This is a genomic window from Undibacterium sp. WLHG33 (assembly GCF_049544815.1).
Lineage (GTDB): Bacteria > Pseudomonadota > Gammaproteobacteria > Burkholderiales > Burkholderiaceae_D > Undibacterium.
In genome coordinates this window covers 2,473,519-2,498,978 of the sequence record NZ_CP186697.1, presented here as the reverse complement: position 1 = coordinate 2,498,978, position 25,460 = coordinate 2,473,519, and the positions used below count along the sequence as shown (strand labels likewise).

General features: G+C 46.0%; 25 protein-coding genes and 1 pseudogene. 16 read left to right on the top strand and 10 right to left on the bottom strand.

The window, feature by feature from the left end; genetic code table 11:
* Positions 1-31: 31 nt before the first annotated feature.
* From kynU to ACOTSW_RS11420, 5 genes are all read left to right on the top strand, one after another.
* A complete protein-coding gene (kynU, locus tag ACOTSW_RS11440; protein WP_423679220.1) occupies positions 32-1,282 on the top strand; it encodes a kynureninase in 1,251 nt (416 codons plus the stop codon).
* An 88-nt stretch (positions 1,283-1,370) separates the two neighbouring features.
* Entirely contained in the window at positions 1,371-2,225 is an 855-nt protein-coding gene (kynA, locus tag ACOTSW_RS11435; RefSeq protein WP_423679219.1) for a tryptophan 2,3-dioxygenase, read from the top strand.
* A gap of 263 nt (positions 2,226-2,488) precedes the next feature.
* On the top strand, positions 2,489-2,725 hold the full coding sequence (locus tag ACOTSW_RS11430) for a hypothetical protein (protein WP_423679218.1): 237 nt from the start codon (positions 2,489-2,491) through the stop codon (positions 2,723-2,725).
* An 83-nt stretch (positions 2,726-2,808) separates the two neighbouring features.
* Positions 2,809-3,435 (top strand): LysE family translocator, encoded by a 627-nt coding sequence (locus ACOTSW_RS11425; protein ID WP_423679217.1) that lies wholly within the window; start codon positions 2,809-2,811, stop codon positions 3,433-3,435.
* A 118-nt stretch (positions 3,436-3,553) separates the two neighbouring features.
* Complete coding sequence (locus ACOTSW_RS11420; RefSeq protein WP_423679216.1) at positions 3,554-4,162, top strand: fumarylacetoacetate hydrolase family protein; 609 nt, start codon at positions 3,554-3,556, stop codon at positions 4,160-4,162.
* A 277-nt stretch (positions 4,163-4,439) separates the two neighbouring features.
* Here ACOTSW_RS11420 and ACOTSW_RS11415 read toward each other — a convergent pair whose 3' ends face one another.
* Together ACOTSW_RS11415 and ACOTSW_RS11410 are read right to left on the bottom strand one after the other, a co-directional pair.
* Positions 4,440-5,834 (bottom strand): chemotaxis protein CheW, encoded by a 1,395-nt coding sequence (locus tag ACOTSW_RS11415; RefSeq protein ID WP_423679215.1) that lies wholly within the window; start codon positions 5,832-5,834, stop codon positions 4,440-4,442.
* Positions 5,831-7,525, bottom strand: coding sequence for a methyl-accepting chemotaxis protein (locus tag ACOTSW_RS11410; RefSeq protein WP_423679214.1), 1,695 nt, complete (start codon positions 7,523-7,525; stop codon positions 5,831-5,833). Before ACOTSW_RS11410 ends, ACOTSW_RS11415 begins: the two co-directional genes overlap by 4 nt.
* A 541-nt stretch (positions 7,526-8,066) precedes the next feature.
* Here ACOTSW_RS11410 and ACOTSW_RS11405 point away from each other — a divergent pair.
* Positions 8,067-9,278, top strand: a complete 1,212-nt coding sequence (locus ACOTSW_RS11405) for a site-specific integrase (protein WP_423679213.1) — start codon at positions 8,067-8,069, stop codon at positions 9,276-9,278.
* A gap of 43 nt (positions 9,279-9,321) precedes the next feature.
* Here the strand turns inward: ACOTSW_RS11405 and ACOTSW_RS11400 are convergent, their stop codons facing one another.
* Positions 9,322-9,828: an antirestriction protein ArdA gene (locus tag ACOTSW_RS11400; RefSeq protein ID WP_423679212.1), complete on the bottom strand. Its 507-nt coding sequence runs from the start codon at positions 9,826-9,828 to the stop codon at positions 9,322-9,324.
* Positions 9,829-9,962: 134 nt separating this feature from the next.
* Between ACOTSW_RS11400 and ACOTSW_RS11395 the strand changes: the two genes are divergently transcribed.
* Entirely contained in the window at positions 9,963-10,196 is a 234-nt protein-coding gene (locus ACOTSW_RS11395; RefSeq protein WP_423679211.1) for a hypothetical protein, read from the top strand.
* A 102-nt stretch (positions 10,197-10,298) separates the two neighbouring features.
* Here ACOTSW_RS11395 and ACOTSW_RS11390 read toward each other — a convergent pair whose 3' ends face one another.
* The gene (locus ACOTSW_RS11390) at positions 10,299-10,703 is read right to left on the bottom strand and encodes a helix-turn-helix domain-containing protein (RefSeq protein WP_423679210.1); all 405 of its coding nucleotides are present in this window, start codon (positions 10,701-10,703) and stop codon (positions 10,299-10,301) included.
* Between the two features lie 302 nt (positions 10,704-11,005).
* On the opposite strand from ACOTSW_RS11390, the gene ACOTSW_RS11385 reads away from it, so the two are divergent.
* The 4 genes from ACOTSW_RS11385 (at position 11,006) to ACOTSW_RS11370 (ending at position 14,613) form a co-directional block, all read left to right on the top strand.
* Complete coding sequence (locus ACOTSW_RS11385; protein WP_423679209.1) at positions 11,006-12,004, top strand: helix-turn-helix transcriptional regulator; 999 nt, start codon at positions 11,006-11,008, stop codon at positions 12,002-12,004.
* 294 nt (positions 12,005-12,298) lie between these two features.
* Positions 12,299-12,826 carry a hypothetical protein gene (locus ACOTSW_RS11380; protein WP_423679208.1) on the top strand — a complete coding sequence of 176 codons (528 nt, stop codon included), beginning with the start codon at positions 12,299-12,301 and terminating at the stop codon, positions 12,824-12,826.
* Between the two features lie 95 nt (positions 12,827-12,921).
* Positions 12,922-13,827 (top strand): hypothetical protein, encoded by a 906-nt coding sequence (locus ACOTSW_RS11375; RefSeq protein ID WP_423679207.1) that lies wholly within the window; start codon positions 12,922-12,924, stop codon positions 13,825-13,827.
* Between the two features lie 54 nt (positions 13,828-13,881).
* On the top strand, positions 13,882-14,613 hold the full coding sequence (locus ACOTSW_RS11370) for a hypothetical protein (RefSeq protein WP_423679206.1): 732 nt from the start codon (positions 13,882-13,884) through the stop codon (positions 14,611-14,613).
* Between the two features lie 100 nt (positions 14,614-14,713).
* Here the strand turns inward: ACOTSW_RS11370 and ACOTSW_RS11365 are convergent, their stop codons facing one another.
* Genes ACOTSW_RS11365 through ACOTSW_RS11345 form a run of 5 tightly spaced genes read right to left on the bottom strand, consistent with a single transcriptional unit; the run spans position 14,714 to position 22,330 of the window.
* Complete coding sequence (locus ACOTSW_RS11365) at positions 14,714-15,418, bottom strand: DarT1-associated NADAR antitoxin family protein (protein ID WP_423679205.1); 705 nt, start codon at positions 15,416-15,418, stop codon at positions 14,714-14,716.
* A gap of 10 nt (positions 15,419-15,428) precedes the next feature.
* Complete coding sequence (locus tag ACOTSW_RS11360; RefSeq protein ID WP_423679204.1) at positions 15,429-16,043, bottom strand: DarT ssDNA thymidine ADP-ribosyltransferase family protein; 615 nt, start codon at positions 16,041-16,043, stop codon at positions 15,429-15,431.
* A 53-nt stretch (positions 16,044-16,096) separates the two neighbouring features.
* Positions 16,097-18,031 (bottom strand): ATP-binding protein, encoded by a 1,935-nt coding sequence (locus ACOTSW_RS11355; RefSeq protein WP_423679203.1) that lies wholly within the window; start codon positions 18,029-18,031, stop codon positions 16,097-16,099.
* A 14-nt stretch (positions 18,032-18,045) separates the two neighbouring features.
* On the bottom strand, positions 18,046-19,896 hold the full coding sequence (locus tag ACOTSW_RS11350; RefSeq protein WP_423679202.1) for a hypothetical protein: 1,851 nt from the start codon (positions 19,894-19,896) through the stop codon (positions 18,046-18,048).
* A 10-nt stretch (positions 19,897-19,906) separates the two neighbouring features.
* On the bottom strand, positions 19,907-22,330 hold the full coding sequence (locus ACOTSW_RS11345; RefSeq protein ID WP_423679201.1) for a hypothetical protein: 2,424 nt from the start codon (positions 22,328-22,330) through the stop codon (positions 19,907-19,909).
* Between the two features lie 45 nt (positions 22,331-22,375).
* On the opposite strand from ACOTSW_RS11345, the pseudogene ACOTSW_RS11340 reads away from it, so the two are divergent.
* Positions 22,376-22,468 (top strand): annotated as a pseudogene (locus ACOTSW_RS11340) (IS5/IS1182 family transposase); the annotation flags it as partial.
* 171 nt (positions 22,469-22,639) lie between these two features.
* On the opposite strand, the gene ACOTSW_RS11335 reads toward ACOTSW_RS11340, so the two are convergent.
* A complete protein-coding gene (locus ACOTSW_RS11335) occupies positions 22,640-22,960 on the bottom strand; it encodes a hypothetical protein (protein WP_423679200.1) in 321 nt (106 codons plus the stop codon).
* 100 nt (positions 22,961-23,060) lie between these two features.
* Between ACOTSW_RS11335 and ACOTSW_RS11330 the strand changes: the two genes are divergently transcribed.
* From ACOTSW_RS11330 to ACOTSW_RS11315, 4 genes are all read left to right on the top strand, one after another.
* Positions 23,061-23,648, top strand: a complete 588-nt coding sequence (locus ACOTSW_RS11330; RefSeq protein WP_423679199.1) for a hypothetical protein — start codon at positions 23,061-23,063, stop codon at positions 23,646-23,648.
* Positions 23,649-23,845: 197 nt separating this feature from the next.
* The gene (locus ACOTSW_RS11325) at positions 23,846-24,238 is read left to right on the top strand and encodes an MAPEG family protein (RefSeq protein ID WP_423679198.1); all 393 of its coding nucleotides are present in this window, start codon (positions 23,846-23,848) and stop codon (positions 24,236-24,238) included.
* A 27-nt stretch (positions 24,239-24,265) separates the two neighbouring features.
* The gene (locus tag ACOTSW_RS11320) at positions 24,266-24,517 is read left to right on the top strand and encodes a hypothetical protein (protein WP_423679197.1); all 252 of its coding nucleotides are present in this window, start codon (positions 24,266-24,268) and stop codon (positions 24,515-24,517) included.
* A gap of 237 nt (positions 24,518-24,754) precedes the next feature.
* Entirely contained in the window at positions 24,755-25,234 is a 480-nt protein-coding gene (locus ACOTSW_RS11315) for a low molecular weight protein-tyrosine-phosphatase (protein ID WP_423679196.1), read from the top strand.
* Positions 25,235-25,460: the final 226 nt, after the last annotated feature.

Here is a 25,460-nt window from a genome sequence, read left to right as displayed (position 1 = left end):
ACGCGCTCACTATTATTTTCAGGAGATGAATATGACTCTAGCCCACAGCCGCGCAGCCTGCGAGCAACTTGATCAGCAAGACCCGCTGGCCGCGTTACGCGATGAATTTCTTTTGCCGGATGGTGTTATTTACCTCGACGGTAATTCACTCGGCGCCCGCCCGAAAGCCTCGCTGCAAAGGGCGCAGGAAGTGATCGCGCAGGAATGGGGCACCGATCTGATCAAAAGCTGGAATAAAGCGGGCTGGTTCGATCTGCCGTCCACACTGGGAAATCAGCTCGCACCGCTGATCGGCGCGCAGGCAGATGAAGTGGTCGTCACCGATTCGACCTCCATTAATCTGTTCAAAGCCATCAGCGCGGCGTTGCAGATGCAGTCTGGCGATGCGCAACGCAAAGTCATCATCACCGAGCGCAGCAATTTCCCTACCGACATTTACATGGCCGAAGGTCTTACCCGCTGGCTGGATCGCGGCTATCAGATACAACTGATCGATACTCCTGACGAGCTGCCGCAGGTCATCAATGAAAAAACGGCACTGGTGATGCTGACGCATGTGAATTACCGCACTGGTTATCTGCACGATATGACAGCGGTGACGGCCCTGATACATCAGCATGGCGCGCTGGCCTTATGGGATCTCGCGCATTCTGCCGGTGCGGTGCCTGTGGAACTGAACGCAGCGCAGGCTGATTTCGCGGTTGGCTGCACGTATAAATATCTGAATGGTGGCCCCGGCGCGCCCGCATTCATCTGGGTACCGCAACGCCATCAGGCTGCATTTCAGCACCCGCTGTCTGGCTGGTGGGGGCATGCAAGCCCGTTCGCGATGCAGCCACATTTTGAGCCGACGGCCAATATTCGCCGCGCGCTGTGCGGCACGCAACCGATGGTGTCGCTGGCGCTGGTCGGCTGTGGACTTGATATTTTCGGACAAACCACGATGCAGGCGATACGCAAAAAATCGCTGGCACTGACCGACCTATTTATCGCGCTGGTTGAAAGTCAGTGCGCCGCACATCCGCTGGAACTGGTCACGCCACGTCAACACCAGCAACGCGGCAGCCAGGCCAGCTTCCATCATCCGCATGCTTACGCGATTATCCAGGCCTTGATAGAACGCGGCGTAATCGGCGATTACCGCGAGCCGGGCATCATGCGTTTTGGTTTCACACCGCTGTACGTGCGTTATGTCGATGTCTGGGACGCCGTTGCCAGCTTGCGCGATATCCTTGATCGCGAAGATTACGATCTGCATGCCAAACGCCATGCCGTGACCTGATCACAGCGGCGATAAAGACACCGAGCAGACAATTGGGCAGACAAGTCAGCAGACCACGCAACAGCAACGATAAAAAATGAGGAATACGATGAGTAACGACAATACCAGCGCAGGCAAATGCCCGATGTCATGGCATGGCGCGCAAATGGATTTTTCGAATGATATGAGTTACGGCGATTATCTGGGGCTGGATCAGATACTGACGGCGCAACATCCGCGCTCGCCGAATCATAATGAAATGCTGTTTATCGTCCAGCACCAGACCAGCGAACTCTGGATCAAGCTGATGTTGCACGAGTTGCATGCCGTGCGGGTACAGATACGCAATAATGATTTACCGCCTGCGTTCAAAATGCTGTCACGCGTCGCCCGCATCATGGATCAGCTGGTGCATGCCTGGGATGTGCTGGCCACCATGACGCCGAGTGAATACACCGCAATCCGCCCTTACCTCGGCGCATCATCCGGCTTTCAATCGCATCAGTACCGCGAACTGGAATACCTGCTCGGCAATAAGAATGCGGCTTTACTGGGCGTGCATGAAAGCAAACCGGAGGTCCATGCCACGCTGAGCGATGCACTGCACACGCCATCAATTTACGATGAAGCCATCATGCTGATGGCGCGGCAAGGGCTGGCGATTGATGCTGAGCGCTTGCAAGCCGACTGGACACAATCGACGACATCCAACGAATCCGTCAAAGAGGCATGGCTGCAAGTCTATCGTGCGCCGGAACTGCACTGGTCTTTATATGAGCTGGCAGAAAAACTGGTGGATATGGAGACCGCATTTCGCATCTGGCGCTTCCGTCATGTGACAACGGTGGAACGCATTATCGGCTTTAAAACCGGCACCGGTGGCACGGCTGGCGTCAGTTATCTGCGCAAAATGCTGGATGTGGTGCTGTTTCCGGAATTATTTGCGCTGCGCACCGCGCTGTAACAGCCGCGCCGGTTCCGCCTGCCGCGGCGACCACGTCGCCGCATAGCAGCACCGCGCTGAGACCGGGGGCTGCCTGCACTGTTGATATCGCGCAATCTTACTGCGACTGATGGATTTATAATAGCGATGGCGGCACTGATACCACTGAAGAATGATCCGCCCCTTCACAGTAATCTCATTACTATCGCCAGTTGTATGTAGGATGAATGCCGGCAGCAAGGCATGAGGAAGATATCGCGGCTGGTCTGATTATGGAGTCTGTCATGCAACACCATGTTATTACAGCATTTCCTGCGCCTGTCTCACCATTGAATGATGCCAGCACAATCACCACCCAGCGTCGCGATCTGCGCACAGCGGATTATGTGGAAACAGCCCTGCGTCTGCAACAGACTCATGGTACCAGTTGCGCTCTGGAATACCTGCAGGCACATGATGTGGATCCGCTCACCAGCGGACGGGTTCTGACCCATCCCGAAAGACGCCGTCACTCTGTGTAATTTCAGTATCGCGGCAGATAGCCGGTTCAGGGCAAATCGCAGATAATGTCTGTTTGCCTTTGTGCATTTTTCCGGATGATGCCATGCTGACTTTACAAACCGCACTGACTTTTTTTGGTATTTCGCTGTTACTGGGGCTGACACCCGGCCCCGATAACCTGTTCGTGCTGATGCAATCGGCAACGCAGGGACGCAAAGCCGGTATGCTGGTGGTGTTTGGTCTCAGTACCGGCATCGTTGTTCACACCTGCGCTATCGCAATGGGGCTGGCCGCGCTGTTTGCCGCTTCAGCCACCGCCTTTCTGGTCCTGAAATTCATCGGTGCGGCGTATCTGACCTATCTTGCGTGGGGCGCTTATCACGCTCCGGTCGGCGATACGGCAGACAGCAGCGCACCGGCTATGCGCCCCGCGCAACTGTATTTACGCGGCATTATCATGAATCTGACGAACCCTAAAGTCGTGTTATTTTTCCTCGCTTTGCTGCCGCAGTTTGTGTCTGCGGAACGGGGAGCGATAGCGCCGCAGTTTTTTCAGCTTGGTGCTATTTTCATCGTCGCGACGCTGATCACCTTCGGTACCATCGCCTGGTTCGCCGCCAGTGTCGGTCAGCGTTTGCGCCGCTCAGCACAAGCACAGCGCTGGCTCAATCGCAGCGCCGCGGCGGTGTTTGCCTTACTCGCCGCCAAACTCGCGCTGGCACAACGCTGATACCGCGATCGTTCAGATACACGCCAAATCATCACAATTCAGCGCCGTACAAGGCGCTAAACAAATCACTTGCATCATCTACACTGCCCGCTCTGACGGCAGACATTCAGGAGTCAACATGCATACCGTAATACGCGAAAATCAGGCCGTCGTTCCATCCAAAATCGTCTGCGCCGGCCGCAATTATGTCGAACACATCGCCGAGCTCGATAATGAAGTCCCGACCGAACCTGTGATTTTTGTCAAACCAAATTCAGCTCTGTCTGACGACCTGCACTCGGATGGCGACGATATTCATTACGAAGGTGAAATCAGCTTCCTGCTGCACAATGGAAAAATCGATGCGGTCGGCTTCGGTCTCGATCTGACCCGTCGTGCGGTGCAGACCAGCCTGAAAAAACAAGGCTTACCGTGGGAACGAGCCAAAGCCTTTGATGGCTCGGCAGTGTTCAGCCGCTTCGTGCGCTTTGACGGCAATCTGGAAGCACTGCGACTGGAACTGCTGATCAACGGGCAGCTCGTACAGCATGGCGGCACACCGCTGATGCTGTTTAAACCTGCACAATTACTGGCATCGATACAAAGTTTTATGAGCCTCAATGATGGCGACATCCTGATGACAGGCACACCGAAAGGCGTGGGACCAGTGCAACGCGGCGCAACGTTCACCGGCAGGATTTATTCCGGTGACAGCCTGCTGGTCGAGCAGCAATGGACAGCGTTGTGATCTGACTCAAACATCGATGCCAGATCACCGGATTAACATCGTGCCGGCAAGGCTCTGGCGATCGCTGAATCAAGCTTTTTTATTGAAAATATACTGGGGGGAGTATTTTTTAAAGCCCTTATTTCATGCTGACTATCAGTATAAATTGGCAGATACTCCCCTGTTTTTGCAAATAGCTGGTGAACATAACGATCCATATTGCCGTCGTGCTCACAGCGAAAACAACGCTTCATAACAGGCAGTGGCGGACACGTCTAAAGCCCTTGTGCGTGAGCTCTCAGCACGCCAATGCTTGTCGCAAAGGTACATATTCTGCCGGATTGAGGATGCTGTAAGTTTTTTCCTGATCGTCATCGCGAATGGTGATGATCTGAGTAACACCTGTCTGACGTCGCCCGAATGCCGCAACTTTGCCGCTTCTGGCGGGTAGCAGGATCAGCAACTGCTCAACCAGCAGCCCGATCAGCACACCATCGATACGCATGATCAGCACTCGGCGTTCCGGGCTGTCCGGCGTTGGTGTCTGATTGGTCAGCATGCGCAAATCCCACAAGGGTATGCTCTGCTGATTCCAGATAAAGTTACCTAACTGTGCCGGGTGTCCCGCGGTATTCGTATCGAACTGCACCGGAAAATAAACGATGGCTTCCAGCCAACGCATACCCAGCGCCCAGGCCTGTCCCCCCTGCACCACAACATGCGCCTGTAACGCGGCATCCTGATCTGCCTGACTCCGCTGATCTGAATGCTGGTTTTGCTGGTCTTGTTCGTCAGTCCCGGCTTTCTGGCTCAGCGCACTCAGGGAACAGGTGTTCACCAGTTCCGCGCCATCTATCAGCAACAGACGCTCCGACGCAGACGTATGGAACACGCCGCTTAATACGGTGTTGACAGGTAAACCGGCGCTGGCAGCCGTTTGCGCTGCGCTGGTATCGAGTGGCATCACCGCGCGCGCGGCCTGCACCGGCACACCGGCATAACGGCCTTCGCTGCCCAGTATCACCAGTAAGTTTTCTTGTGCTGATCCGCTTTCCGCTTGCGGCGGCAAACCTAAAGCCGCCATCGTACGCAAGACCGGCACATCACGTTCACGCCAGATGGTCATGCCCAGCCACGCCGGATGACGTCCCAATATCCTTGTAACGACAGGCATAGGAATCACAGCGGCAACATCGCTGGCGGGAATCGCCAGCACCTGCCCGGCAAGCTCAAACAATGCATGCGGCACTGTATTGGTTGAGGCAGCGGCAATACTGACGGTCGAGTGAAACAATTCTTCGTCATCCTCACGCTGAACCACGCGCTGAATCTGACTGACAGGGACGCGCTGCAAACCATCTACCTGATCAATCGCAATACCGGTCAGATGCGCATTGCGTCGCACTAGCAATATCTGTCCAGGCAGCTCGCTACGTTCATCCGGCCACGGCAGCCAGCGCCGTAAATCGATTAAAGGTATGGTCTGCTGTCGATACACAAACATTCCGGCGATCGCGTGATCGCGACGTGGCAGTAGCGTCAGTTGCGGCGGCTGCCGGATCGCCTGTACCACATCTGTCAGCGGCACACCGAAACGCAGATCGCCGAGCCGGCAGAATGCAATGTTCTGGCTGTTCTGGCTGATCGCCGCGCGGTTCAGCGATGCCGAGGCGAAGGCCGGCGTCGAATTCACAGACGCTCCGTCGACTGATTCAATTCATTGAGCAGCCTGACCACGTTGCGGGTCGCATCGGCCTGCTCGCTGGTTGCACCGTGAATCGCAGCGATCGATTGCGTGGTGTTATTCATAGAATCGAGAATCCGCGCAAACGAATCACCAACCTGTTCTGACAAACGCCCGCCTTCATCGACCCGTATGACCGTCTGCGTGATCAGCTTGGCGATTTCACGTGCCGCCAGCGTCGATTTTTCTGCCAGCTTACGGACTTCTTCCGCCACCACGGAAAAGCCCAGTCCCTGTTCACCGGCACGCGCCGCTTCTATCGCCACATTAAACGCCAGCAAATTTGTCTGACTGGCGATATCAGCAATCGTATTGATAATTTCGTTAATATCATTCGATGAAGTCTGTATCGCCTGTATCGCTTCTTGCGAACGTTTCAGCACGCCGCTGCCATCAGCGGCATGTTGCTGGGTGCGTTGTGCTAACTCATTCGAATGCGCGGAACTTCTGGAAATGCTGTCTATCGACGCCGACAATTCATCGAGTATGTGCGTGATCGATTCGACCTTCTCTGAAATCAGGTTTTCTCTGTCCACTTGTTCCGTGATATCCACCGCATACTTGACGACTTTATATGGCTTGCCATCAAGATCGAGGATAGGATTGTAGGTCGCCTGTATCCAGACTTCAGCGTCGTGTTTTCCTATCCGTTTATAGCGACCGCTTTTAAACCGGCCATCTGCCAGATCCGCCCAGAAATGGCGATATTCGAGCGATTTGACCAGCGCGGCTTCGCAAAAAATTTTGTGGTGCTGGCCGATGATTTCCTGTTCGGTAAAACCAAAAGTACGTAAAAAATTTGCATTCGCTGACAGAATATTTCCCTGTAAATCAAATTCAATCACCGCCTGGGAACGCGAGATTGCATTCTGCTTACCCTCAGATTCCGCCTGTCTGGTGCGTAAGTCTGTAATGTCAGTCGCAAACTTCACGATCTTATAAGGCTTGCCGTCAGGATCAAATACAGGGTTATATGACGCCTGTATCCAGACATCCTTGCCATGCGCATCGAGCCGGCGATACACACCGGTATCAAATTCTCCGCGCCCGAGACGTTCCCAGAAATTCAGATATTCGACAGAACGCGCTTCGTCCTGCGTGCAAAAGAGGCGGTGATGCTGACCCCTTATTTGTTCGATGTCGTAACCAAAAATCTGCAAAAAATTCTGGTTTGCGGCCAATACTCTGCCATCGAGCGAAAATTCGATCACCGCCTGCGCCCGGTCGATTGCATTGATTTTTCCCTCATCGTTCGCACGTCGTAATTTTTCTGCGGTGATGTCGCTCGCAAATTTGACGATGCGTGCTGGCTTGCCATCATCGCCCATAATGGGGTTGTAAGACGCATGTAACCAGACCGTTTTGCCGTCTTTACCGTAACGATGAAACTCTCCTGTGTAGGTTTCGCCCTTGGCTAACTTACTCCAGAACTGGCTGTATCCTATGCCGCTGACATAAGAAGGCTCGCAAAAAATTTTGTGATGCTGGCCGACCACTTCGTCGAGCGTGTAGCCCATCGTTGCAAGAAACAATTCATTCGCATGCAGGATATTGCCCTGCAGATCAAATTCAATAATCGCCTGCACGCGATTGAGCGCTTCAATTAATGCATTCTGACGGGAGTTACTTGACTGATTCATGACAGTGCTCTTTCGGTTTGATATCTTTGATTCTGAGGTGATGGCGCAATCTCCGCGGACAGAACCGCGGGCAGACACAAGCGGGGTGACGCGTACGCAGCTGAAAATGGCGATGCGTGAAAGGAAATCAAATATAACAAGTCACCGCGATGACATCGCTAAGACTGACTGATGCTGATACATCAGAGTTGCGCTTTTATATTTATCTGAATGCAAATTTCTTGATTACAAGAAACAATGAACGTCCGCAATGATAACTTACTTTGAAGAAATCATATTGCAGGCGTCAAATCTGCTGTGATGACACCGCCGATGCTGAGCGGCAACGACATGAATCACATAGGGAGGAGGACTTCACACAGAGATGGACTCAGACTGGTCCCGCCGACAGGAATCGAACCTGTATCTTACGCTTAGGAGGGAAAGATTACTTTAAAATTTTACCGTTATTTATCAATTAGTTATAGACACAAAAATCAGACAAATGCTAGAATGGGACAAATTTGGGACAAATCGAAATTTAGTGACAGCAAGGGACAGCATGGGACTGCAAACAAAACCATTAGAAGCAAGCATGAAGGTCGGCTCAGGCACCATCGTTAAACGAGCCAAGAAAAATGGTAGCTTCTCCTTTCAAGCCAAAGTCCGTAAAAATGGTGTCAATGTCTCGCAAACCTTTGCATCCCTGAAAGAAGCAAAAGAGTTCATCACCCTCACAGACTCCAAAATTCTGAAAGGTGAAAGTGTTTCTGCATTGAAGGCGAAGAAAATCACCTTGGGTGAAATTTTTCAGGACTACATTGAAGGCGAACCATCAATGCCTTTAATCAAGAAACAGCGGCTGGCAAAAATCACTCAAGAAATTGGCAATGTCCCATTAGCCAATTTCAAAACAAAAGGTTTTCAGGACTACATCAATTTCAAACTAGCTCAAGAAATCCCCGACCAGAAAACCAAGAAAAAAGACGACAAAGGTTTCGACGGAAATCGCACGACAAACGCAAACGGTGAAGTAGTGAGGAAGACTTACAAGTCATCCACCATTCGTAAGTTCTACTACGACATTAGAACCGCACTCAAATGGCATAGCAAAATCAATGACTACCATTTTGACTCTAAGCCATTTGATGACGTAGACCCACCACCAAGTTGGGAAAACCCACGAACAAGGCGACTTGAAGATGGTGAGCTAGACAGATTGGTTCAAGCGTGCGAACAACTCTATGTGAATGCAGAAGCATCAAAATGCCTGATCCAATTCCTAACGTTTTCCGCATTCAGGATTGGCGAAACAATGCTTATCCGCTGGAAGGATATCAAGCTGAACGAGAAGAAACCCGAAGAGTCATATATTTTCATTCCGAAGGCACATCAAAAAACTGCCAACAAAAAAGGGGCGGAAGATCGTTATGCCTCGATGCGCCCAGAGCTATTTCATCTCATCAAGAATCAAATGATGAAATGGAAAAAATCAGACGATGATCTTATTTTTCCATTCTGGGCAGGACCACACTATTTTTATACACGCTTCCGCATCATCTGCAAAAATGCGAAATCAAAGAATTTAACCTTGCATGATTTAAGGCATGAAGGCTGTTCGTGGTTCTTTGAAAATAGCACCTTATCAGATATTGAAATCTCAAAAATAACGGGGCATATTGAACTGGATACGCTGAAGCGATATGCAAACCTTCGTCCGCATAAGGTCGGTGCGAAATTGTGGGCGTCGCTCGAAAATAGCTCTGCAATTTAAAGGAGGCGCACCAATGCGCCCTCCCCGATCAGACCATTTTTAATCACACACTTGAAGCATTCGTGCATGTCCAGGTAGTGCCGTTAAAATCAAATTCGCATAAGTCGCTGCCAAGCTCACAGTCACGAGCATACTTTTCGTAATCAATGTAAGCACGCACTGATTCTGGCACGTCGTTTAAGTAGAATTCGTCAAACAGGGTCTCGGCTACGCCTTTCAAATTACCTTCGGACAAATTCACGTCGTCCAGCTTGTGCAAAGCATTTTCCAAGCTGTAGCCCAAAATACTGCACAGATAAAACAAGGCTGTTTTTTCTTGATCGCTCAAGTCTGCAACATCTTCAAACCATGTATGCAAATTACCTTGGTTAATCCCACAAGCTGAAAATAACTCGCAGTCGTCACCATCAATAAACTGGATTTCAAACTCTTCCACAGGGTTGCCAAAAGCGTCCAGCAGGTTTTCCGATTGCTCGATGTATGCCTCCAGTGTGTCAAAGTAAAAACCGACTGCATCCAGGTTATAAGGCTGTGCGAAAAATGTGCTCATGGTGTTCTCTGCTTTCGTATCGTTTTTAGGCTGGTTGAGCCTGAAGTTGATTGAAGACTTGCTCTGTTTTTGCAGACTTCACAACTCGTTTATCTGCATCATTTTTGAGTCGTTTCGCCTAAGCCACGAATGGCATGGCTGGACAAGAAGCAATGCAAGCAATTTGTCAAAATCGCAGTCGCAACGAAGTGAGAACCGATTGCAGAAAATCCCGAAGGGGAATGCTTGTTTTGATTCGCAGACGTGCAAATCTTGGCGTTTTTAGCGAGACGGGGAAAGGTGGTGCAGATAGATTGACGGGTAAAAACAGAGGGGCGGTGGAATCGACTTTGGATCGTGTTGTCGTGGATTTTATTGAAGAGATTTAAGAATTGACTTGGACGACCTGGACAGGTCGAACACTGCTAGTCAAGATGCAAGAGATTCTTGCGCAAGCTGTTCGTGCTGTCCACACGATTTTCAAAGAAGTTTTACAAAATATCACCAAGAAATTTCTCCAGCACTTTCCTATCTTTCGCATTCAGCTTACCCATCGCCAGAGCAACCTTACCGAATAAATCCAGCAAGATAGTTTGCAGCCCCTCGTTTAAATTTTCCATGCGGTTCATCAGTGCCAATGCCTGGTCACTCACATCAGATGTGCTGATTTTCAATAAATCGCTGATTTCACAGTCCAGCAATTTGGCTATCTGAGCCAGGCGTGCCAATGTCGGCGCGATATGACCTGTCTCTATCCTGCTGAGAGTTTCTTTTTCTATGTCCATGTACTCGGCAAGTTGTGCCTGAGTCCATCCCTTGGCTTTTCTGCGAATCGCAATAATTCCACCGACTTCACGAGCCAATTGCTTTTTTGGGCTAATTTTTTCTTGTGGCATGACACGTCTCCCATAGCGGAGCATGAAGTGTGATCTTTTTACATTAACCTTGGAATGATTAAGTTAATCATCATAAAATGACATATTAAATCATTTGTTATTGATCTTATAGGTTAAATTCAATTAATGGTTACATAAAACTCAGGTAAATTTCCGATAGGTAGTATGAAAATTAGAGCAGGATGTCGGCATTTATTCAAGTTAGATATTCATCTTGTATGACGTTTAATTCAATGCTTAAATATTGGTTATCTTAACGGCAATTTCCGTATCATCAGCCTTACAATTAGGGAGGAGGACTCTTGGATGAAATAAATCAAATCTTGTTGCAACTCTATGAGACGGCTCAGTCAGCCTCTATTTCTGAGTTTCCAGAAATAATTTTCCCATTAATCAAAGATCGAGTGAAATTTGATTCGGGTGGTTTTTGCGATTTTAATCAATATCCGCAATCAGGCTTAAAGCTAGTGTCAGCTGTTGCACACAATGTTTCTGTAGAAGACAAACTCCGCGCAAGAATAGAATACTTAACTTATGAAAAATTCGATAACCGGAATTCTCTAGCGACCGACGATCCTGCACTTGCACAAGCCTTTCGACAAAAAGGCAGGTCTGTTTCTCTCGGTGTGCTCGGCAATGATAGGCTTAAGCCTAATGTGGCAGCTTACGGAATCAAAACCAGTAGTTTGCAAACTTTGACAATGGTGGGCAATACTACTGACCGGAAGTCCTTTCAAACCATATCACTTTGGCGGAGTAAAGCAAATTTTGAGTACACGCCGACCGATGAAGCAATAGCAAACATTGTCCTGCCTCACGTCTTTCAAGCGTTTTCAATTCATCGGCAAATACATGCGAAAAATATGGAAGACTCTGTTAGTTCAGGTACTGTGATTTGCTCATTATCGGGAGGAATTCACTTTATTGACGAAACAGCGGCTGACCTTTTACATAGCGAATTTCTCGACTGGAGTTCACCTTTCCTCCCTTCCAAAGTTTTAGAGAAGTTAGGTACGACATCGGAAAAAATTTATATTGGCAAGCAATTCACCGTCACGGCCCAGTTGAAAGGTGACTTATTGTTTTTGAATTTTAGACGAACTACATCAATTGAAAAATTGTCTTTGACGGAGCTTGTGATTGCAGAAATGCTGGCTCAAAACGAAACTTATAAAGCCATAGCACAACGATTAGGCAATCAGCCAGCGACGGTCAGAAATCAGGCTCACAACATCTATGTAAAATTCGGAATCTCAGGCAAAGCAGAGCTAGCTAGAATAATGAAGAGCCTTTCACGATAACAAGACGTGAATGCAAGCATTTTTATCTCTACTTCATCACGTCCACATACTACAAGCGAACAAGCATTCCTTCGAATTCAATTTGTCCATAGAACATGTGTTCTATGGATTGCATGTTTTCACACTCATAAAATCCGCTCCATGTCGGACAGCAACGGAAACGAACAATGATCGTCAACCTTTGAATAACTCAATACGTTATTTAAATATAACTTATAAAGTTATATTGCATTGGTTTTGTAGGTAAACTACTTAACGGTGGCACTTTGCTGTCAAATCAAGTGAAAGGAAAGTATGAAAAGTTCTTTTAAGAAGATGTACGAGATGAATCAAAAACCTGACGGTTCAGTGGAGCTGGTCGTCAAAGGTAGTCGTTCCGGTGCGTTTGGGATGGCAAGTAATCCTGCTCCTGTTGCCTTTCTGCTGATCATGGTCTATGCAGGCTGCTTCATTGGAATTTCGTTCCTAGGTATCAAGATGTCGGGTAACCGGTTTATGGATATGCATATCGGAAAAGTTGCCCTTATCGCTCTGCTTGGCCCATTTACTTTGCTCAGATTTTATTTTGGCGCTCGCAAGAATAGCATTCATATTCAACCGAAAGGGGTTGAATTTGATAGCGGCAAGAAGCAAATCGCCTTGGTTGACATCAAAAACTTTGGCGTTATGACGCAGTCGGTCAGTGGTAATGGAGGGCATGCTCAATCCTCTTATGTCTATGTGGACGCACTGGGGCAAAGAATCAAATTGACGGGGCACATGACACAAGAGCTGGCAGAAGCTGTCAGGGATGAAATCATCGGTTATTACGATCGCAAATAAATTCGAAAAAAGTTGAGCAGTTCCTGTTACGGCATGCGCCCGTTATCCCAGTAACCATTATTGAGCAATCCATTTAATCCAAGAAAGCAAGCAAGATGAAAGAGAAAACGAAATTACTTTTTGCCACAGTGTGCGCCGTTGCAGCGCTGGCCGCTTGTGGAAAAAAGGCTGATGTCGTTAGCCCGACTGTAGCTGGTGCTACAGTAGCGGAAGAAAATACATCGCACTACAAGCAAACCGAAAAGTTTGGAACGGTCAGCAGTATTGTTCTTACTCCGCTGTTTCAAGCTCCAGCCAAATACAGTAATTATGTTCGACAAGAAGTATCCGAATTCACCAAGGATGAATATAAAAAACTCCCTGACTCCGCCTTTGAAGGCTATGTGAATACGTGGCTCAAGCAGGCAGCTTCTGTTGAAAAACCAGATTGGCAAATGATTGCAGGTGTTACCCATCCTGAAATCGCTGAAGAAACCAATGAGTTTAAGAAACAGGAAGCTGGTGACAAAGTAAAAACTGAAATTCCCGCCGATAAGAACCAACTCAATGTTGTCTATGGCTGGCAGGGGGGGATGTTGTTCATTGCAGGACCCGATGTCACCACTGGCGAATACTATCTTCTCATTCGTCCCAACAATCAATTCAACATTGTCTCTTATCGAAATCAAAAAAATTACCGATACAGCTTGTACTACCGCCCAGTATTTAACGAGGTAGGTATGAAAGGCGACAATCGTGGGGATATGCAACTCACAGTGAAACTACCTATTGAAAAAGCCAAGGAGATTGAGTCGCTGAGAGCAGGTAACTCAACAATGATTCGTGTTTATGGGCGCGTTATTGGCAAGAATGCTGACCAAGCACCGCTCCTTCGCAAAGATGGTTCTGAAGCTGCTCTGAATGTCGAGGTAGAAGCACTGGAATTTGGTATTCGCAAGGATGGCGAATTCAAAACATTTTTCTTCCTCGACTCGGATCAGTTGAAGCGATCAAAGAGCTAACACCAGATCGCAACTCCGATTTTCAAAGATTAGTTTAAACTTAAGGATAACAATATGAGATTCAGCTTCATGACAGCGACTCTATTTGCAGCCGCATTGTCAGCATGTGGCGGCGGCAATTCAGGCAGCGGCAATGGTAATAATCAACCTCCCGCCACCACTGCAAGCGATACCGAGATTATTGCCAATCTCAAATCCAGCAATATTGATTTTTTCTCGATCCTTGTTTGGCTGCAAAAACCCCCAGGAACTTGGAGGTGGCTATCAACACCAAGCCGCCATGTTCTTGTCTATATTCCAGCACCGACGATCGGGAATGCGACAGAACAGGACTATGCGAACAAGGTGAACAATGCCATAGTACAAATTAACACGAAGTTGAGAAACGTCTTGGTTTTAGAACCAGTTTCAGTGAAGCCAGCTAATGAGAATTTCATCCAGATCAGCTATGGTACTTCGTATGTGCCACAGGGTTCTACAAATTATCAAGGCTACTGCGCGAATGTTTCAGAAGGTCCCAGTATTGGAAATATGATCCTGCCCAACAGCGAGTACGGAATTGCATCAAATCCTGTCTTCGTCAATCTTGGAAATGGTCACTGCGACGTGACACAGGACATGGTGACGCATGAGTTTGGACACGCATTGGGGCTAGCTAATCACTTCAAAGGGTTTGGAACTGGTGATGCAATCTCCCCTGCATTCTGGGACGTACTCGCGACCTTGTACGGCAATGCTCAATCGACGACTGCACAGAATCTTATTGTTCGTCGGGCAGCTAATTAACTGATTGATGATTTGGATTGCCAAGGCATACGAGCACAACTCAAAAATTGGGAGTCCGTATGTCCAACCTGTCCGAGTGAATATGCGAGGTACAACAATTTTATATTAACCGTTCTTGCGCATTTGTATTTTCGTGGGCATTGCTGACTTCGCCAGTGTCAATGACAGTTAGATACGCAGACTGACTCTTCAATACTTCGTCCGTCAATAATCCTCGCTCATGAAGTGAGACATAAAGTGCAGCTGCATACGCCTGACAGTTGATTGATCGCTCAGGATTGAATGCGATATCCGAAAATGCACGATACGTCAGAACTTGTGCCGCAAGCTCAGGACGCTTGTGAAGAGCATTTATATATAACCAGTCATAAAACGCTGTTCTGGGCTCTAATTCCCAATCTACCCCATAGAAGCAAAATTTGACTAAGCGACCATGCTGAGTCAGCCTTGGATCTCGCTTCGCATCAATTGACCGTGCATCAAGTAAATCGAGAAACGGACCACCACGCTCAAATACTTTGCTTGCCTGATATGCACACTCAAGACTGAACTCTCTTGCGCGCTTTACGGTCTTGATCATTAGATTGAAAGCACTCAGGTTCACGCCGAGTTCTTCAGGCGATTTGCTCGAAATTTCAAGAATCGTGCTTACACCAATCTGTTTTTTAGCTTCCATATGTAGTGACTCAATGGATTTCTGAGATTGGCTCCTTGCCATTCCAGGAAACCATTGAAAGTCCACATAATGAGTGTCGACAAGCAGCTTGCCACTAAATAAAGGAGTAAAAATTGGTCGAGAAGCCATATCAATGTCCTTACTTCCATTGTGCGTAGTCGCGCCGATAGCGAAAGTAACTCGCATTTACTCTAACATCTAATTCAGGATATTTAACTTGCAATGCTACTTTCGTCGCTTCATTCAGCACAAACGCGCCACGAATATATTCTCGCGGGACACCGTTAAGCATAAGGACTTCCGCTTGTGGATTCGTCGGGTAATTGTCAGGGATGCCCAGCATGACACGTGTTTTGTCACCCCAATCTGCATACATAGCCTTTAGCGCCGCTAAATCTCTACGTTGATCCAATGGAACAGCTGTAACACAAGCTGAAGCCGCATTTGTCGCGCAGAATGCGCAAGGCAGCTTCCACAGCGCTTCTTTAAAAATAACTAGAATGACCCAGTCGACCTTATAGTCTTGACGGACACCCCAGAACATTTTGTAGTTAGGGAACGCAATTGAAAGACAAACAGCATTAGTGCCATCATACCGATACTGATCGTTGAAGCCTGTATACCCACTAAGAGTCAAAGCATCTCGCGGCACAAGTCCGTATTTGAGAATGGAATCCAAGTTGCTAGCTCGAGTGAAGTGAACCAAATAATTAATGCCACGCTCGACCGCATATTCTTGTATTGTATTCGCCATCTAGTCGCTTTCTATTTCAAGTTTTAGGGGCTAGCTCAATCTACGAGTCAAACTCAAATAACTGGAACCAGTTCCATTTGGCAGATCTCCACGGGTTCAGTAAATTTTTTAAGCTCTTCCTGCTGTTCCAGTAAAAACGGTGCAGCTTTTACTTTCGTGTGAAGATTGAGAAGCCGTTTCTCTGCACGAATGAGGATAGTTTCATAAAGCATTGGAACAATCTTTACTTCATCTCCGTGCATGGTTGGCTCATCCTCACCTTGCTCAATTTCACTACCTAAAACAAAGCCATCTACCCGCGTAGATTTACGAATATAGCCTTGAGCTTTTAGCTCCTTCACATATTTCCAGACTTGATCTTTTTCCTTTGTCCCTAGCGGAAGACCTGTCGTCTTTAGGTCCACTATCACAAGGTGCTCAACTCCGTCTTCGTCATAATTTTCGTCAAAAGAAGACCTTGCATAGAGCCCAACACTGCTATCTGGCAGAGCGACAAAATCGGGACGATTTCGTGTTCCCTTACCTTTCGCATCTTTGAAGATATTGCGAATAACGTTAGTCATGCCTTTGTTTGAGGTGAATTCAATAGACTCAAACTGAGCGCCAAACATCCAAAGTCCGCGCTCAAACAAAGGTTGTAGTTCATGAACCTCATCGATTCCAGCAACCAGCAGTTTAGTACGAAGCTCTCCTATGAGCTTCAAACGATTTTGAATTTCATCCAAAACCATTTTTGCCATACCTATCGTCCACTCATTCAATATGGAATGCAGGTTGTCATAATCGTCTGGCTCACATTTATGCAGTAAGTCTAGAAGTCCATAGCGGGACTTTGATTGCTCTAACTTTGCGAGAATAGTAGTAAGTTGAACTATCTCGTTTTCCCCAAAATTTGGACAGGTATCTACGACTTCGTTGACAAAATCGTTCACCCTTTCTTTACTTACAGGGGATAGCATATTAAGTGTGTTTCCAACTCTGCTGATTACGCCACTCCGGCGACTATCCCTCTCAGTTTCGCCGCTTTCAAAAATAATTTGACGAATTCTGTCTTGGACAGCTTCACGGGTTTTAATCCATGAGGGGTTATCTTCTTTAAAGCCGCTCCAATCTTCATAGACCGCATCACTCTGATTTAGGTAGTCCGCTTGAACAATGAATGTGAATCGCTTCGCTTCTGATGTCCTTCCATCCAATACCCGCTCGTAATCACTTCCACTCCATTTACATTCGCCAACAGCACGATTTTGAACCCACCAAGCTATCCCATGCTGCTTTGTTGTTTTGTCGGCCTTCTTGGTATCAATGTGCAAAATACGGACAACGCCATAGTTTTCAACTGAAATCTCTTCAGTTGAAAGCAGAGCAGGAATATCGTTAAATGAAATTTCCTTCCCATTTAAAGAGACCTTGAAAGCAGGATTAGCAAGGAAGCGACTTCCAATCAATTCTCTAGCTTGCACCTCACTAAAAATTCGTCGAGGAATATTTCCTATGCCAATAATTTCGGTCCCATGTCCCTTGACGCCCTCAGATTCAAACGATATTTCCTCCAAACATAAGGGATCAGTTGCGGTAGTTCTAATCTTATAAACAAACTTTTGACCATTCTTCCAAGAGGTGACGAGGTATTCACTAGCAAAGCAAAAGCTTGCAAAGCGACCTTTACCATTTTTACCAAAAACGGTGCGAAATAGACCATTTACATCGCCAGGTGGCTCAATCGTACTACCTTGATTTTTCCGGCGGTTGTAATCCATAGTTCTCCAAATTTTTTGGAACTCATCCTTCGTCATCCCATGACCGTTGTCGGTAATTTTAAACTGCCGTACAGTTTCAATATCAGGCCAGGTAATACGAACTTCGGTAGCGTAGGCGTCCCAGCAATTGGCAACAAGTTCAACAATGGCTGTAGCAGGGTCGGTAATAATCGCACCCGCATGGTTCTCTAGAAAACGTTCGTCGTACAGCAGTGTTGTTTGCTCCACTTCCTTCTCCTAAATCATCTTGATAGATTCGGTGCACGAAAAATTAATTCCACTATTCTAGACAAATCACTTCTAAGGTTTGAACTAATGGAATGAGCGTTAGATACATCAATAGACGTAACCATGAGAGCTGGAGTCACAGGCATTTTTCCGTATATCGAATAACGTTGATTGTGAAAATGCCGGGTATTCGGAAATTCATCTGGATTAACTATCATAAGTGCTACCGATGAAGTATCGCCGCTGGTTTTTTGATGAATTCCGTGAATATACTTCATTGTCAATTCAGGTAGGTAAGTTAAAAATGCCCTCTTGCTATCTGTATATTTTGCATCAATAATGATATGTTTTGTTTGCTCATTCTCCGCTGAACATTCAATCAAAATATCAGGGCATCTATTTGATCGCCCTCCAAAGCTACCTCGCTTATTTATCTCAATATTCGTGTTTCCCCATTGGTTATTTTTTGTCGTCCATCCCTCAGTATTGACTATATTCATTGAGGTGCTCTGTGCATGATCTACCGTCCAAATTTGAGGTTCGTACATTAACGTGATACTTGACGTTCCCCAGCGATATTTGAAATGATCGCCGTCAGCATTTTCAGATTCATAAATTACTGGATTGTCTTCAGTTCCCATCGTCTCCAAGTGATTCTTAACAACGCAAAGCAAATAATATTCAAATAATTTTGGTATATCTTTTATAGAGTTCAATTCCTCTTGAAATCCCCAGTCCGGAGAACCAAAGCGATGCCAAGAAATCACTCGATTAAAGACCTGTTGGTAAAACAGATTGCTTTTTGCTTTTTGTGTAAATTGAGGAATCCCAAGATATTTCTTTTTTACTGGAATGCGACGCTCCAACCAATTCAAAATTTTGACCAGCTCTGATATCAGGCGAGCGCATTTATCAATTCTGTTTCTATTTATAGCGGCCGAAAATTTATTTAGTTGGCTAAAAAAAGACACATAGCCTTCAACATTTACAACTTGTGTTCCCCCCCTCGCACCCTGCTGCAATTTTATTTGAATACTCTTGGTCGCAGAAATAAGTGTCGCCACAAATCCTTGAAGCACTTGGTTTTCATACACATCGGTAGTCGCCTGAATATGACTCTCGAGGATATTGCTCACATTAAAATTTTCACCATCTATATTCAAAAAAGCTTCATCAGAGTATGCTGAATATAGAATGTCAGGATTTTCGATTACCCACCCGATTGACCTATCGTCTATTAATGTATCCCTATTGGGTATAACCACTCTTGACTTTTGATTGAAAGTTGCAATGGCGTTAGTCGCGATTATTGGTAAGACTTTTTTTAGAAAATTCAAATTATGCTCAATGCGATCAAGCAAAAAATTTTCCGATCGCCCGCCCTCTTTATATCCAGCACGAATTCGCGTCACTCGAATCGCGGCGGCTAAGTCCTTACCATCTTGTCGCGCCAAGAAATGTAACATCGCAGATATACGTTCGGCATTTATTTTTTTTGCTAAAATTTCTATCGGATTGAGTTCAACAAAATAGGCAAAATCTTCATTATCTTTATGAGATCGTGCGATTAGGGACAACTCTGCTAATCCGTAAAAATTCAGGAAAAAACTTTCTTTTCGATTAAAGGTTTCTTTCGGTCGCCATTCATATACCCACTTACCGTCCCTCTCATATCTGTTGGTACATTGAATTTCATTGTCGTGTAAAGCTAATGATAGATTACTCAAATCCTCGTTAAGAGAAACTTCAAAACGTATCACGTCATCTTCACAGAGAACGATTCTCTCCCGCTGAACTTCAGAGGCACTAAGTAGGTTTAAAGCAACACCCTTTCGAGGTCCATTTAAAATGTGTAATAGCAACATTGGACGCTACTTAGAAGAAGGAATACGAATCTGAAAAATCGTCACCCGTTTCAATAATATTGGATACAATTTTTCGAGAGACTGAATACTTAAACTCATCCAACTTTTCTTCCAATCTTTGCAACCGCTCTCGGAACCCTTGTCCGTGCCCAGTTAATGAAGGCAAGACATGCTGGCTAATTGCATAGTCCATCGGTTCGTTTTTCTCATAATTTAGTTGATTTGCGATATAGCAGTACTTAGTTATTGCATTCAACTTCCGAGGACTAAAATTAATCTGAGTTCCCTTCTGCGAGCCAGTGGATAAATGATCTAATACAAACTTCAACCTTGCAGATTCCCTTTCTTCAAGCTCCTCTTCATTGCTTTGAGGATTGAAAGCCTTCATTAACTCGGCATATGGAACGGCACCGCTAAATAATCCAGATTGAAGTTCAGCTGTACTGGATTTTTCTCCATATCCCAATGAAATAATAGCGGCGCGATCAATAAAACGATTTGATAGAGTTTCGACAGTCGCATCGTTATTTATTGTGCATAGGAATCGGAGGCTTCTTGGGATTTTCAAATAACGCTCACCCTTTCCTGAGATTCCCAAATCAATTTTGTGATTATTCTCAAACGAGTCGCACATAAGTAAAAAATCTGACCAATAATGCTCAATACTAGAAAGATTAGCCTCATCCATAAGAACCATTTTCAGGTACTCCGGATTTTCTGCATCATTGTGACAATTAGAAAATGCCTCCAAGAATTGATATAAGCCACTACGAGAAGGCTGGAAAGTATTTTTGAAAGAATTGAAGAAGCCTAGCATTTCTCTACTTGACATCCAACCACGTCCGACAGCGACACTCAAAAAACTATCCGTTTCTGACATTTTTTTATGTTTTGATACTAATCCAAGGGCATCAGCTAATCGATTGACTGTCGAAGTCTTACCTGTACCAGGTGGACCGGCAAGAACAGTGACGTAAGACTGCAATGTACAGAGCAATAAATTTGCTGTTTCATCGTAGGAATAATGGCGACCGGAGGTGCTATCAAGAACATGCATCAAGCTTTTGATATAGCTGTTTCTTGTTTCTCCCGTTACCTCAACTCCATATTTTTGCAACAAAACTGGCGTCATCGGGGAACTGCTATTTTCAGGGGAAATGCCATTAAGAAGCATCTGAATCGTTTTGAATTCAACCAATTTATCGCTGAAGTGAGGATTTTGAATCGTCGCAAGCTGGCTATCAATTAACCCTTGAATTTTATGTTTCTCATTTCGAAGGTGGTCATTGACAGAATCTAATTTTTCTTTCTCTTTTTGCATTGAGTGGAGATCGCTATATGATCCAACAGTCAATTTTAAATCTCGAAGCAATTTTTCATTAGCTTCAATTTCCTGCATCAATTTACTATTTTTATCTCGCAAGTCATTTTGTTTTTTCTCTTCACTTTGAGCATTTAAGTCGTCAATCTCTTTATGGATTTTTTCCTTCTTCTGCTCCATAACTAATTCAAATTGCTCCAACTCAGAACGTTTTGTTTCTAATTTGGTTTGAATTTCTGAAATTTCTCTCTGAAACTTTTCCTGCTGCTTTAAATAATCCCTTTCAATGCTCGATATCTTATCTTTGAGTAATATTTCTTTATTTAAGTCAACATAGTCAGTAAGAAATTTCTTACCTTCTTTAGTCACAAGAAAATCTTGGACAATATCTACCCCGATACCTTTAAAATTAAGATACTGACTTAGAACTTCTTTGATTCGAATATTTCGTTCATTATGGCTAGTTATCTTGTTTTTTCTACTGTATTCGTCAATACTACTCGTGAGCTTTTGTGCTTCAGCTTTAGACAAATTGCCTGCACTCTTACCGTAATCCATCTTCGCAAATTGGCGTATTAATGCAGAATCCGAGATGTAGTCTTTCGTCTTGAAGGTAACTTCGTCTTTGGCTCTTTTTAGCGAAGTAAAGAATAATTTTTCAAATCCATCGACCGAACACTTAAGAATCAATCCCGCACTTTCCAAGTCACTATAGTTAAATTGAGCAACATGATTTTCATTTAGTGACAAGATATTAACTATCGTAGCAGGTGTAATTGCTGGCATTACTAGACACGTTTCATCCTCAGTTTGAGCATTAAAAGGACCAGAAACAATTCCATCGTTCAATATGAAAAAATTTGCGTTACTGATATCAAACCGAGTCTGCTCGACTCGCCCCGAACGTATGTCAGGCATAGCCATCGAAATTATAGGTACGAAAGTATTTGGCTCGAGGCGAACAGCATGAAAACCCATTGAAAAGTATTTTGACTCCCAAGGTTTATCTGGGTCAAAATTAAAATTTTCATTTACAGTTCGAAGAGAGCCTGTAAGAATTTCTGTGTAAATGCCACGGAACAAGTCAGTGATCGTATTTTTGAATGCGATCACCAAACTCAATCATAAAACGATTTAAGGCCATACGCCAATTGGCAGTATCGGGCGCTGGCAACCCGGTTTGATAAATTGAAGCGAAATTATGAAAGTGTCGTCGCCATGGCCTGTGCTTTTTTATGGCTGCCTATGTGAAACGTCAACAGACCGTAATCTGTTAAAGAAAAAATTTTTAAAAATACAGATCAGAAAATCTCTGCTTTGAATTATGTATTTTCATTACGATGATGATTACGTGTCACAGATGCTTTGCTCAAAAAAAAACGGCGCATACCACCTGATATGCGCCGTTTTTTTTGATCTGAATTATTTAGCTGGAGCTGTCTTCGCTGCTTCTGCTTTGCCTTCAGTTTTGACTTCTGCTTTTACATCAGCTTTAGCCTCTGCCTTCGCTTCTTTTTTCGCATGTTTTACATGCTTTACTTTTTTCTCTGCTGTTGCACTGGCTGCTTTCGCTTCCACTACTGGTGCTGGCGGTGCCACTTTGGTTTCCGCTTTCGCTTCGGCTTTAACTGCAGCGGCTGGCGCACTTGCTTTGGCAGAAGCAGCTGGTGCTGCTGGTGTCTGGGCGAACGCTGTACCCATTGCGAAAGTAGTTGCGATGATAGCGGCGATAACTTGTTTCATGATAGGTCCTGTTCTTTCGTTGAATTTGGTTTTCGTAGTCAGTCTACGTAAGCTAATAACGCCGCCTTGCTGCATTGTGTTGACATGTTTTTGAAAAAAATTGAGTCTTTTATTTTTTATTTTTCCGATCTTCTGTCGCAGTTATTTTTATCAAGAAAATCTGCTCAATGTTTGTTTTCCGCATTTCGTTTTTCTGTTTTTTCACATAAAAAAACCGGCGTACATCTATGATGTTACGCCGGCTGTTGACCTCAGTTCAGAGGTCACGAAATCAAACCATTATTTTGCAGGTGTCGATTTTGTTGTATCCGCTTTTACTTCTGTTTTTGCGTCTGCTTTGACTTCTGCGTTCGCTTCTTTTTTCATGTGTTTTACATGCTTAGATTTTTTTTCTGCTGATGGTACAGATGCTTTTGTTTCTGCTGCTGCGCTCGCTGCTTTTGCTTCTGCAACCGCGGCTGGTGGCGCTACTTTTGTTTCGGCTTTCGCTTCAGCTTTTACAGCGGCGGCTGGCGCACTTGCTTTGGCAGGAGCAGCTGGCGCTGCTGGTGTCTGGGCGAACGCTGTACCCATTGCGAAAGTAGTTGCGATGATAGCGGCGATAACTTGTTTCATGATAGGTCCTGTTCTTTCGTTGAGTTTGGTTTGCGTAGTCAATCTACGTAAGCCAAGAACGCTGTCCGCTTGATTTCTGTTGACACGATATTTGCCACAGAATTGTAGCCAATTGTTACGTCGTTAAAATAAGGAGAATTTATTTTCTACGTCGATGCTGCATTTACTGATCGTATCTTTGTAGCGCGCCCTGCAGCTTTAGGTAAACTTGGCTACTATCTGCCACATACGGTACGTGACGAATTTGAAAATTCAGAAAAAGGAAAGTTAATGACTCTGGCAAACTGGTGTGTACTGGCAGCATGTCTTTTACCTGTCATCACTGTAGGATTGGCGAAGGCCGGTTCGGCAAAACTGAAACCGGAAGAAGGCGGTTATAACAACCGGGAACCACGTTTGTGGGCGCAGCAATTAGAAGGCTGGCGACAACGTGCAAATGCCGCGCAACAAAATGGATGGGAAGCCTTACCTTTGTTTATCGCGGCCGTCGTCCTCGCACAGCAAGCGCATGCAGATCAGGGTCGGATTGATATGCTGGCGATGACATTTATTGGTCTGCGGCTGATCTACATTGCGACCTATCTGGCAAATATGAGCAATCTGCGCAGCCTAGTCTGGACCGCCGGTGTCGCAGTCAATGTCGCTATCTTATTCATGTCCTGATTCAACTTTCAATCGCAGGATCAGATAATGGATGAGCGGGAATTACAGATAACTTTATTCAGCATGTTGCCGACACCGGCTTATATTTTCGGCGCTGTTCTTTTTGGGATCATCGGTTTCGCTGCATATCGCTACGGCAAAAAGATGGAACAAACGAAGTGTAAATGGCTGGGAATCGCACTGATGCTCTACCCTTACCTGACCGGCAGCAATACGCGTTTACTCTATGCCATCGGGACAATACTGTGCGCGGCCCTGTACATCTACCGTAACGAATAGGCAGTACAGAACTGACTTGCTCCGATATGCCGTAGTGATTGCGGCATTTTATTCTGTGTATTCTGACAATACTCCGGAGTTTCTCTCGCGGAACATCACGACGCCCCAACGCGGGAACAGGTAAATTTATAAATCGTTGACATTTGCTCGCCCGGCAAACGGCTTTTTACCTTTCCCAGCGTGTTAACATCAGTCCCCCGCTCGATACAAATTGCAGCTACTGGCCGTTGCGCTAAGATGAACTCTCCCAAAGTCACCTCGATTCTCTTCATTTGCATGGGGAATATCTGCCGCTCTCCAACGGCGGAAGGCGTATTTCGCGCTAAAGCGAAAGCAGCCGGGATAGCAGAACAACTGATTATCGACTCGGCAGGCACGCACGCCTATCACATCGGCGAACCACCTGATGCGCGCTCACACGGCTTTGCTGTCAAACGGGGTTTTGATTTGTCACAACAACGGGCACGCCAGATCAAAGCCGAAGACTTCGTTAACTTCGATCTGCTGCTGGCGATGGATAAAAGCAATCTTGCTTTGCTTCAGGCAGCATGTCCCGAAGCATATCAGCACAAACTCGATCTGCTGATGCACTACGCACAACATACGCAGGCAGAAGAAGTACCCGACCCTTATTATGGCGGCGCAAGCGGCTTTGATCTGGTGCTGGATTACATCGAAGACGCATCCGAAGGGCTGGTCGCGCGGTTACAGAAATAAACCGTAAAAGTCGTTTTTGCATCCACCGCTCACTACAGACAGGCATCCGGCACGCTCTTACCGGCGATCAGCTGCCCCCTTCGACCAGTCCTGACCAGGCATAAAACCCAGCTGGCGCCCAGTGTCATTTCACGCCTGTTTGCAGCTCATCCCCGGAAATTAGCATTTCATCCATCAAAAATGGCAACTTAAATCCTTACTACTTGTCCAAGCAGGGCGATTTCGG

Excerpts from the sequence above, each read along its gene's own strand:
- ACOTSW_RS11315 (WP_423679196.1), top strand. The coding sequence starts at position 24,755 with ATGAACTCTCCCAAAGTCACCTCGATTCTCTTCATTTGCATGGGGAAT.
- ACOTSW_RS11395 (WP_423679211.1), top strand. The coding sequence starts at position 9,963 with ATGGCTGGACAAGAAGCAATGCAAGCAATTTGTCAAAATCGCAGTCGC.
- ACOTSW_RS11390 (WP_423679210.1), bottom strand. The coding sequence starts at position 10,703 with ATGCCACAAGAAAAAATTAGCCCAAAAAAGCAATTGGCTCGTGAAGTC.
- ACOTSW_RS11370 (WP_423679206.1), top strand. The coding sequence starts at position 13,882 with ATGAGATTCAGCTTCATGACAGCGACTCTATTTGCAGCCGCATTGTCA.
- ACOTSW_RS11325 (WP_423679198.1), top strand. The coding sequence starts at position 23,846 with ATGACTCTGGCAAACTGGTGTGTACTGGCAGCATGTCTTTTACCTGTC.
- ACOTSW_RS11380 (WP_423679208.1), top strand. The coding sequence starts at position 12,299 with ATGAAAAGTTCTTTTAAGAAGATGTACGAGATGAATCAAAAACCTGAC.
- ACOTSW_RS11365 (WP_423679205.1), bottom strand. The coding sequence starts at position 15,418 with ATGGCTTCTCGACCAATTTTTACTCCTTTATTTAGTGGCAAGCTGCTT.
- ACOTSW_RS11335 (WP_423679200.1), bottom strand. The coding sequence starts at position 22,960 with ATGAAACAAGTTATCGCCGCTATCATCGCAACTACTTTCGCAATGGGT.
- ACOTSW_RS11420 (WP_423679216.1), top strand. The coding sequence starts at position 3,554 with ATGCATACCGTAATACGCGAAAATCAGGCCGTCGTTCCATCCAAAATC.
- ACOTSW_RS11430 (WP_423679218.1), top strand. The coding sequence starts at position 2,489 with ATGCAACACCATGTTATTACAGCATTTCCTGCGCCTGTCTCACCATTG.
- ACOTSW_RS11405 (WP_423679213.1), top strand. The coding sequence starts at position 8,067 with ATGGGACTGCAAACAAAACCATTAGAAGCAAGCATGAAGGTCGGCTCA.
- ACOTSW_RS11400 (WP_423679212.1), bottom strand. The coding sequence starts at position 9,828 with ATGAGCACATTTTTCGCACAGCCTTATAACCTGGATGCAGTCGGTTTT.
- ACOTSW_RS11425 (WP_423679217.1), top strand. The coding sequence starts at position 2,809 with ATGCTGACTTTACAAACCGCACTGACTTTTTTTGGTATTTCGCTGTTA.
- ACOTSW_RS11320 (WP_423679197.1), top strand. The coding sequence starts at position 24,266 with ATGGATGAGCGGGAATTACAGATAACTTTATTCAGCATGTTGCCGACA.
- ACOTSW_RS11350 (WP_423679202.1), bottom strand. The coding sequence starts at position 19,896 with ATGTTGCTATTACACATTTTAAATGGACCTCGAAAGGGTGTTGCTTTA.
- ACOTSW_RS11360 (WP_423679204.1), bottom strand. The coding sequence starts at position 16,043 with ATGGCGAATACAATACAAGAATATGCGGTCGAGCGTGGCATTAATTAT.
- ACOTSW_RS11410 (WP_423679214.1), bottom strand. The coding sequence starts at position 7,525 with ATGAATCAGTCAAGTAACTCCCGTCAGAATGCATTAATTGAAGCGCTC.
- kynU (WP_423679220.1), top strand. The coding sequence starts at position 32 with ATGACTCTAGCCCACAGCCGCGCAGCCTGCGAGCAACTTGATCAGCAA.
- kynA (WP_423679219.1), top strand. The coding sequence starts at position 1,371 with ATGAGTAACGACAATACCAGCGCAGGCAAATGCCCGATGTCATGGCAT.
- ACOTSW_RS11375 (WP_423679207.1), top strand. The coding sequence starts at position 12,922 with ATGAAAGAGAAAACGAAATTACTTTTTGCCACAGTGTGCGCCGTTGCA.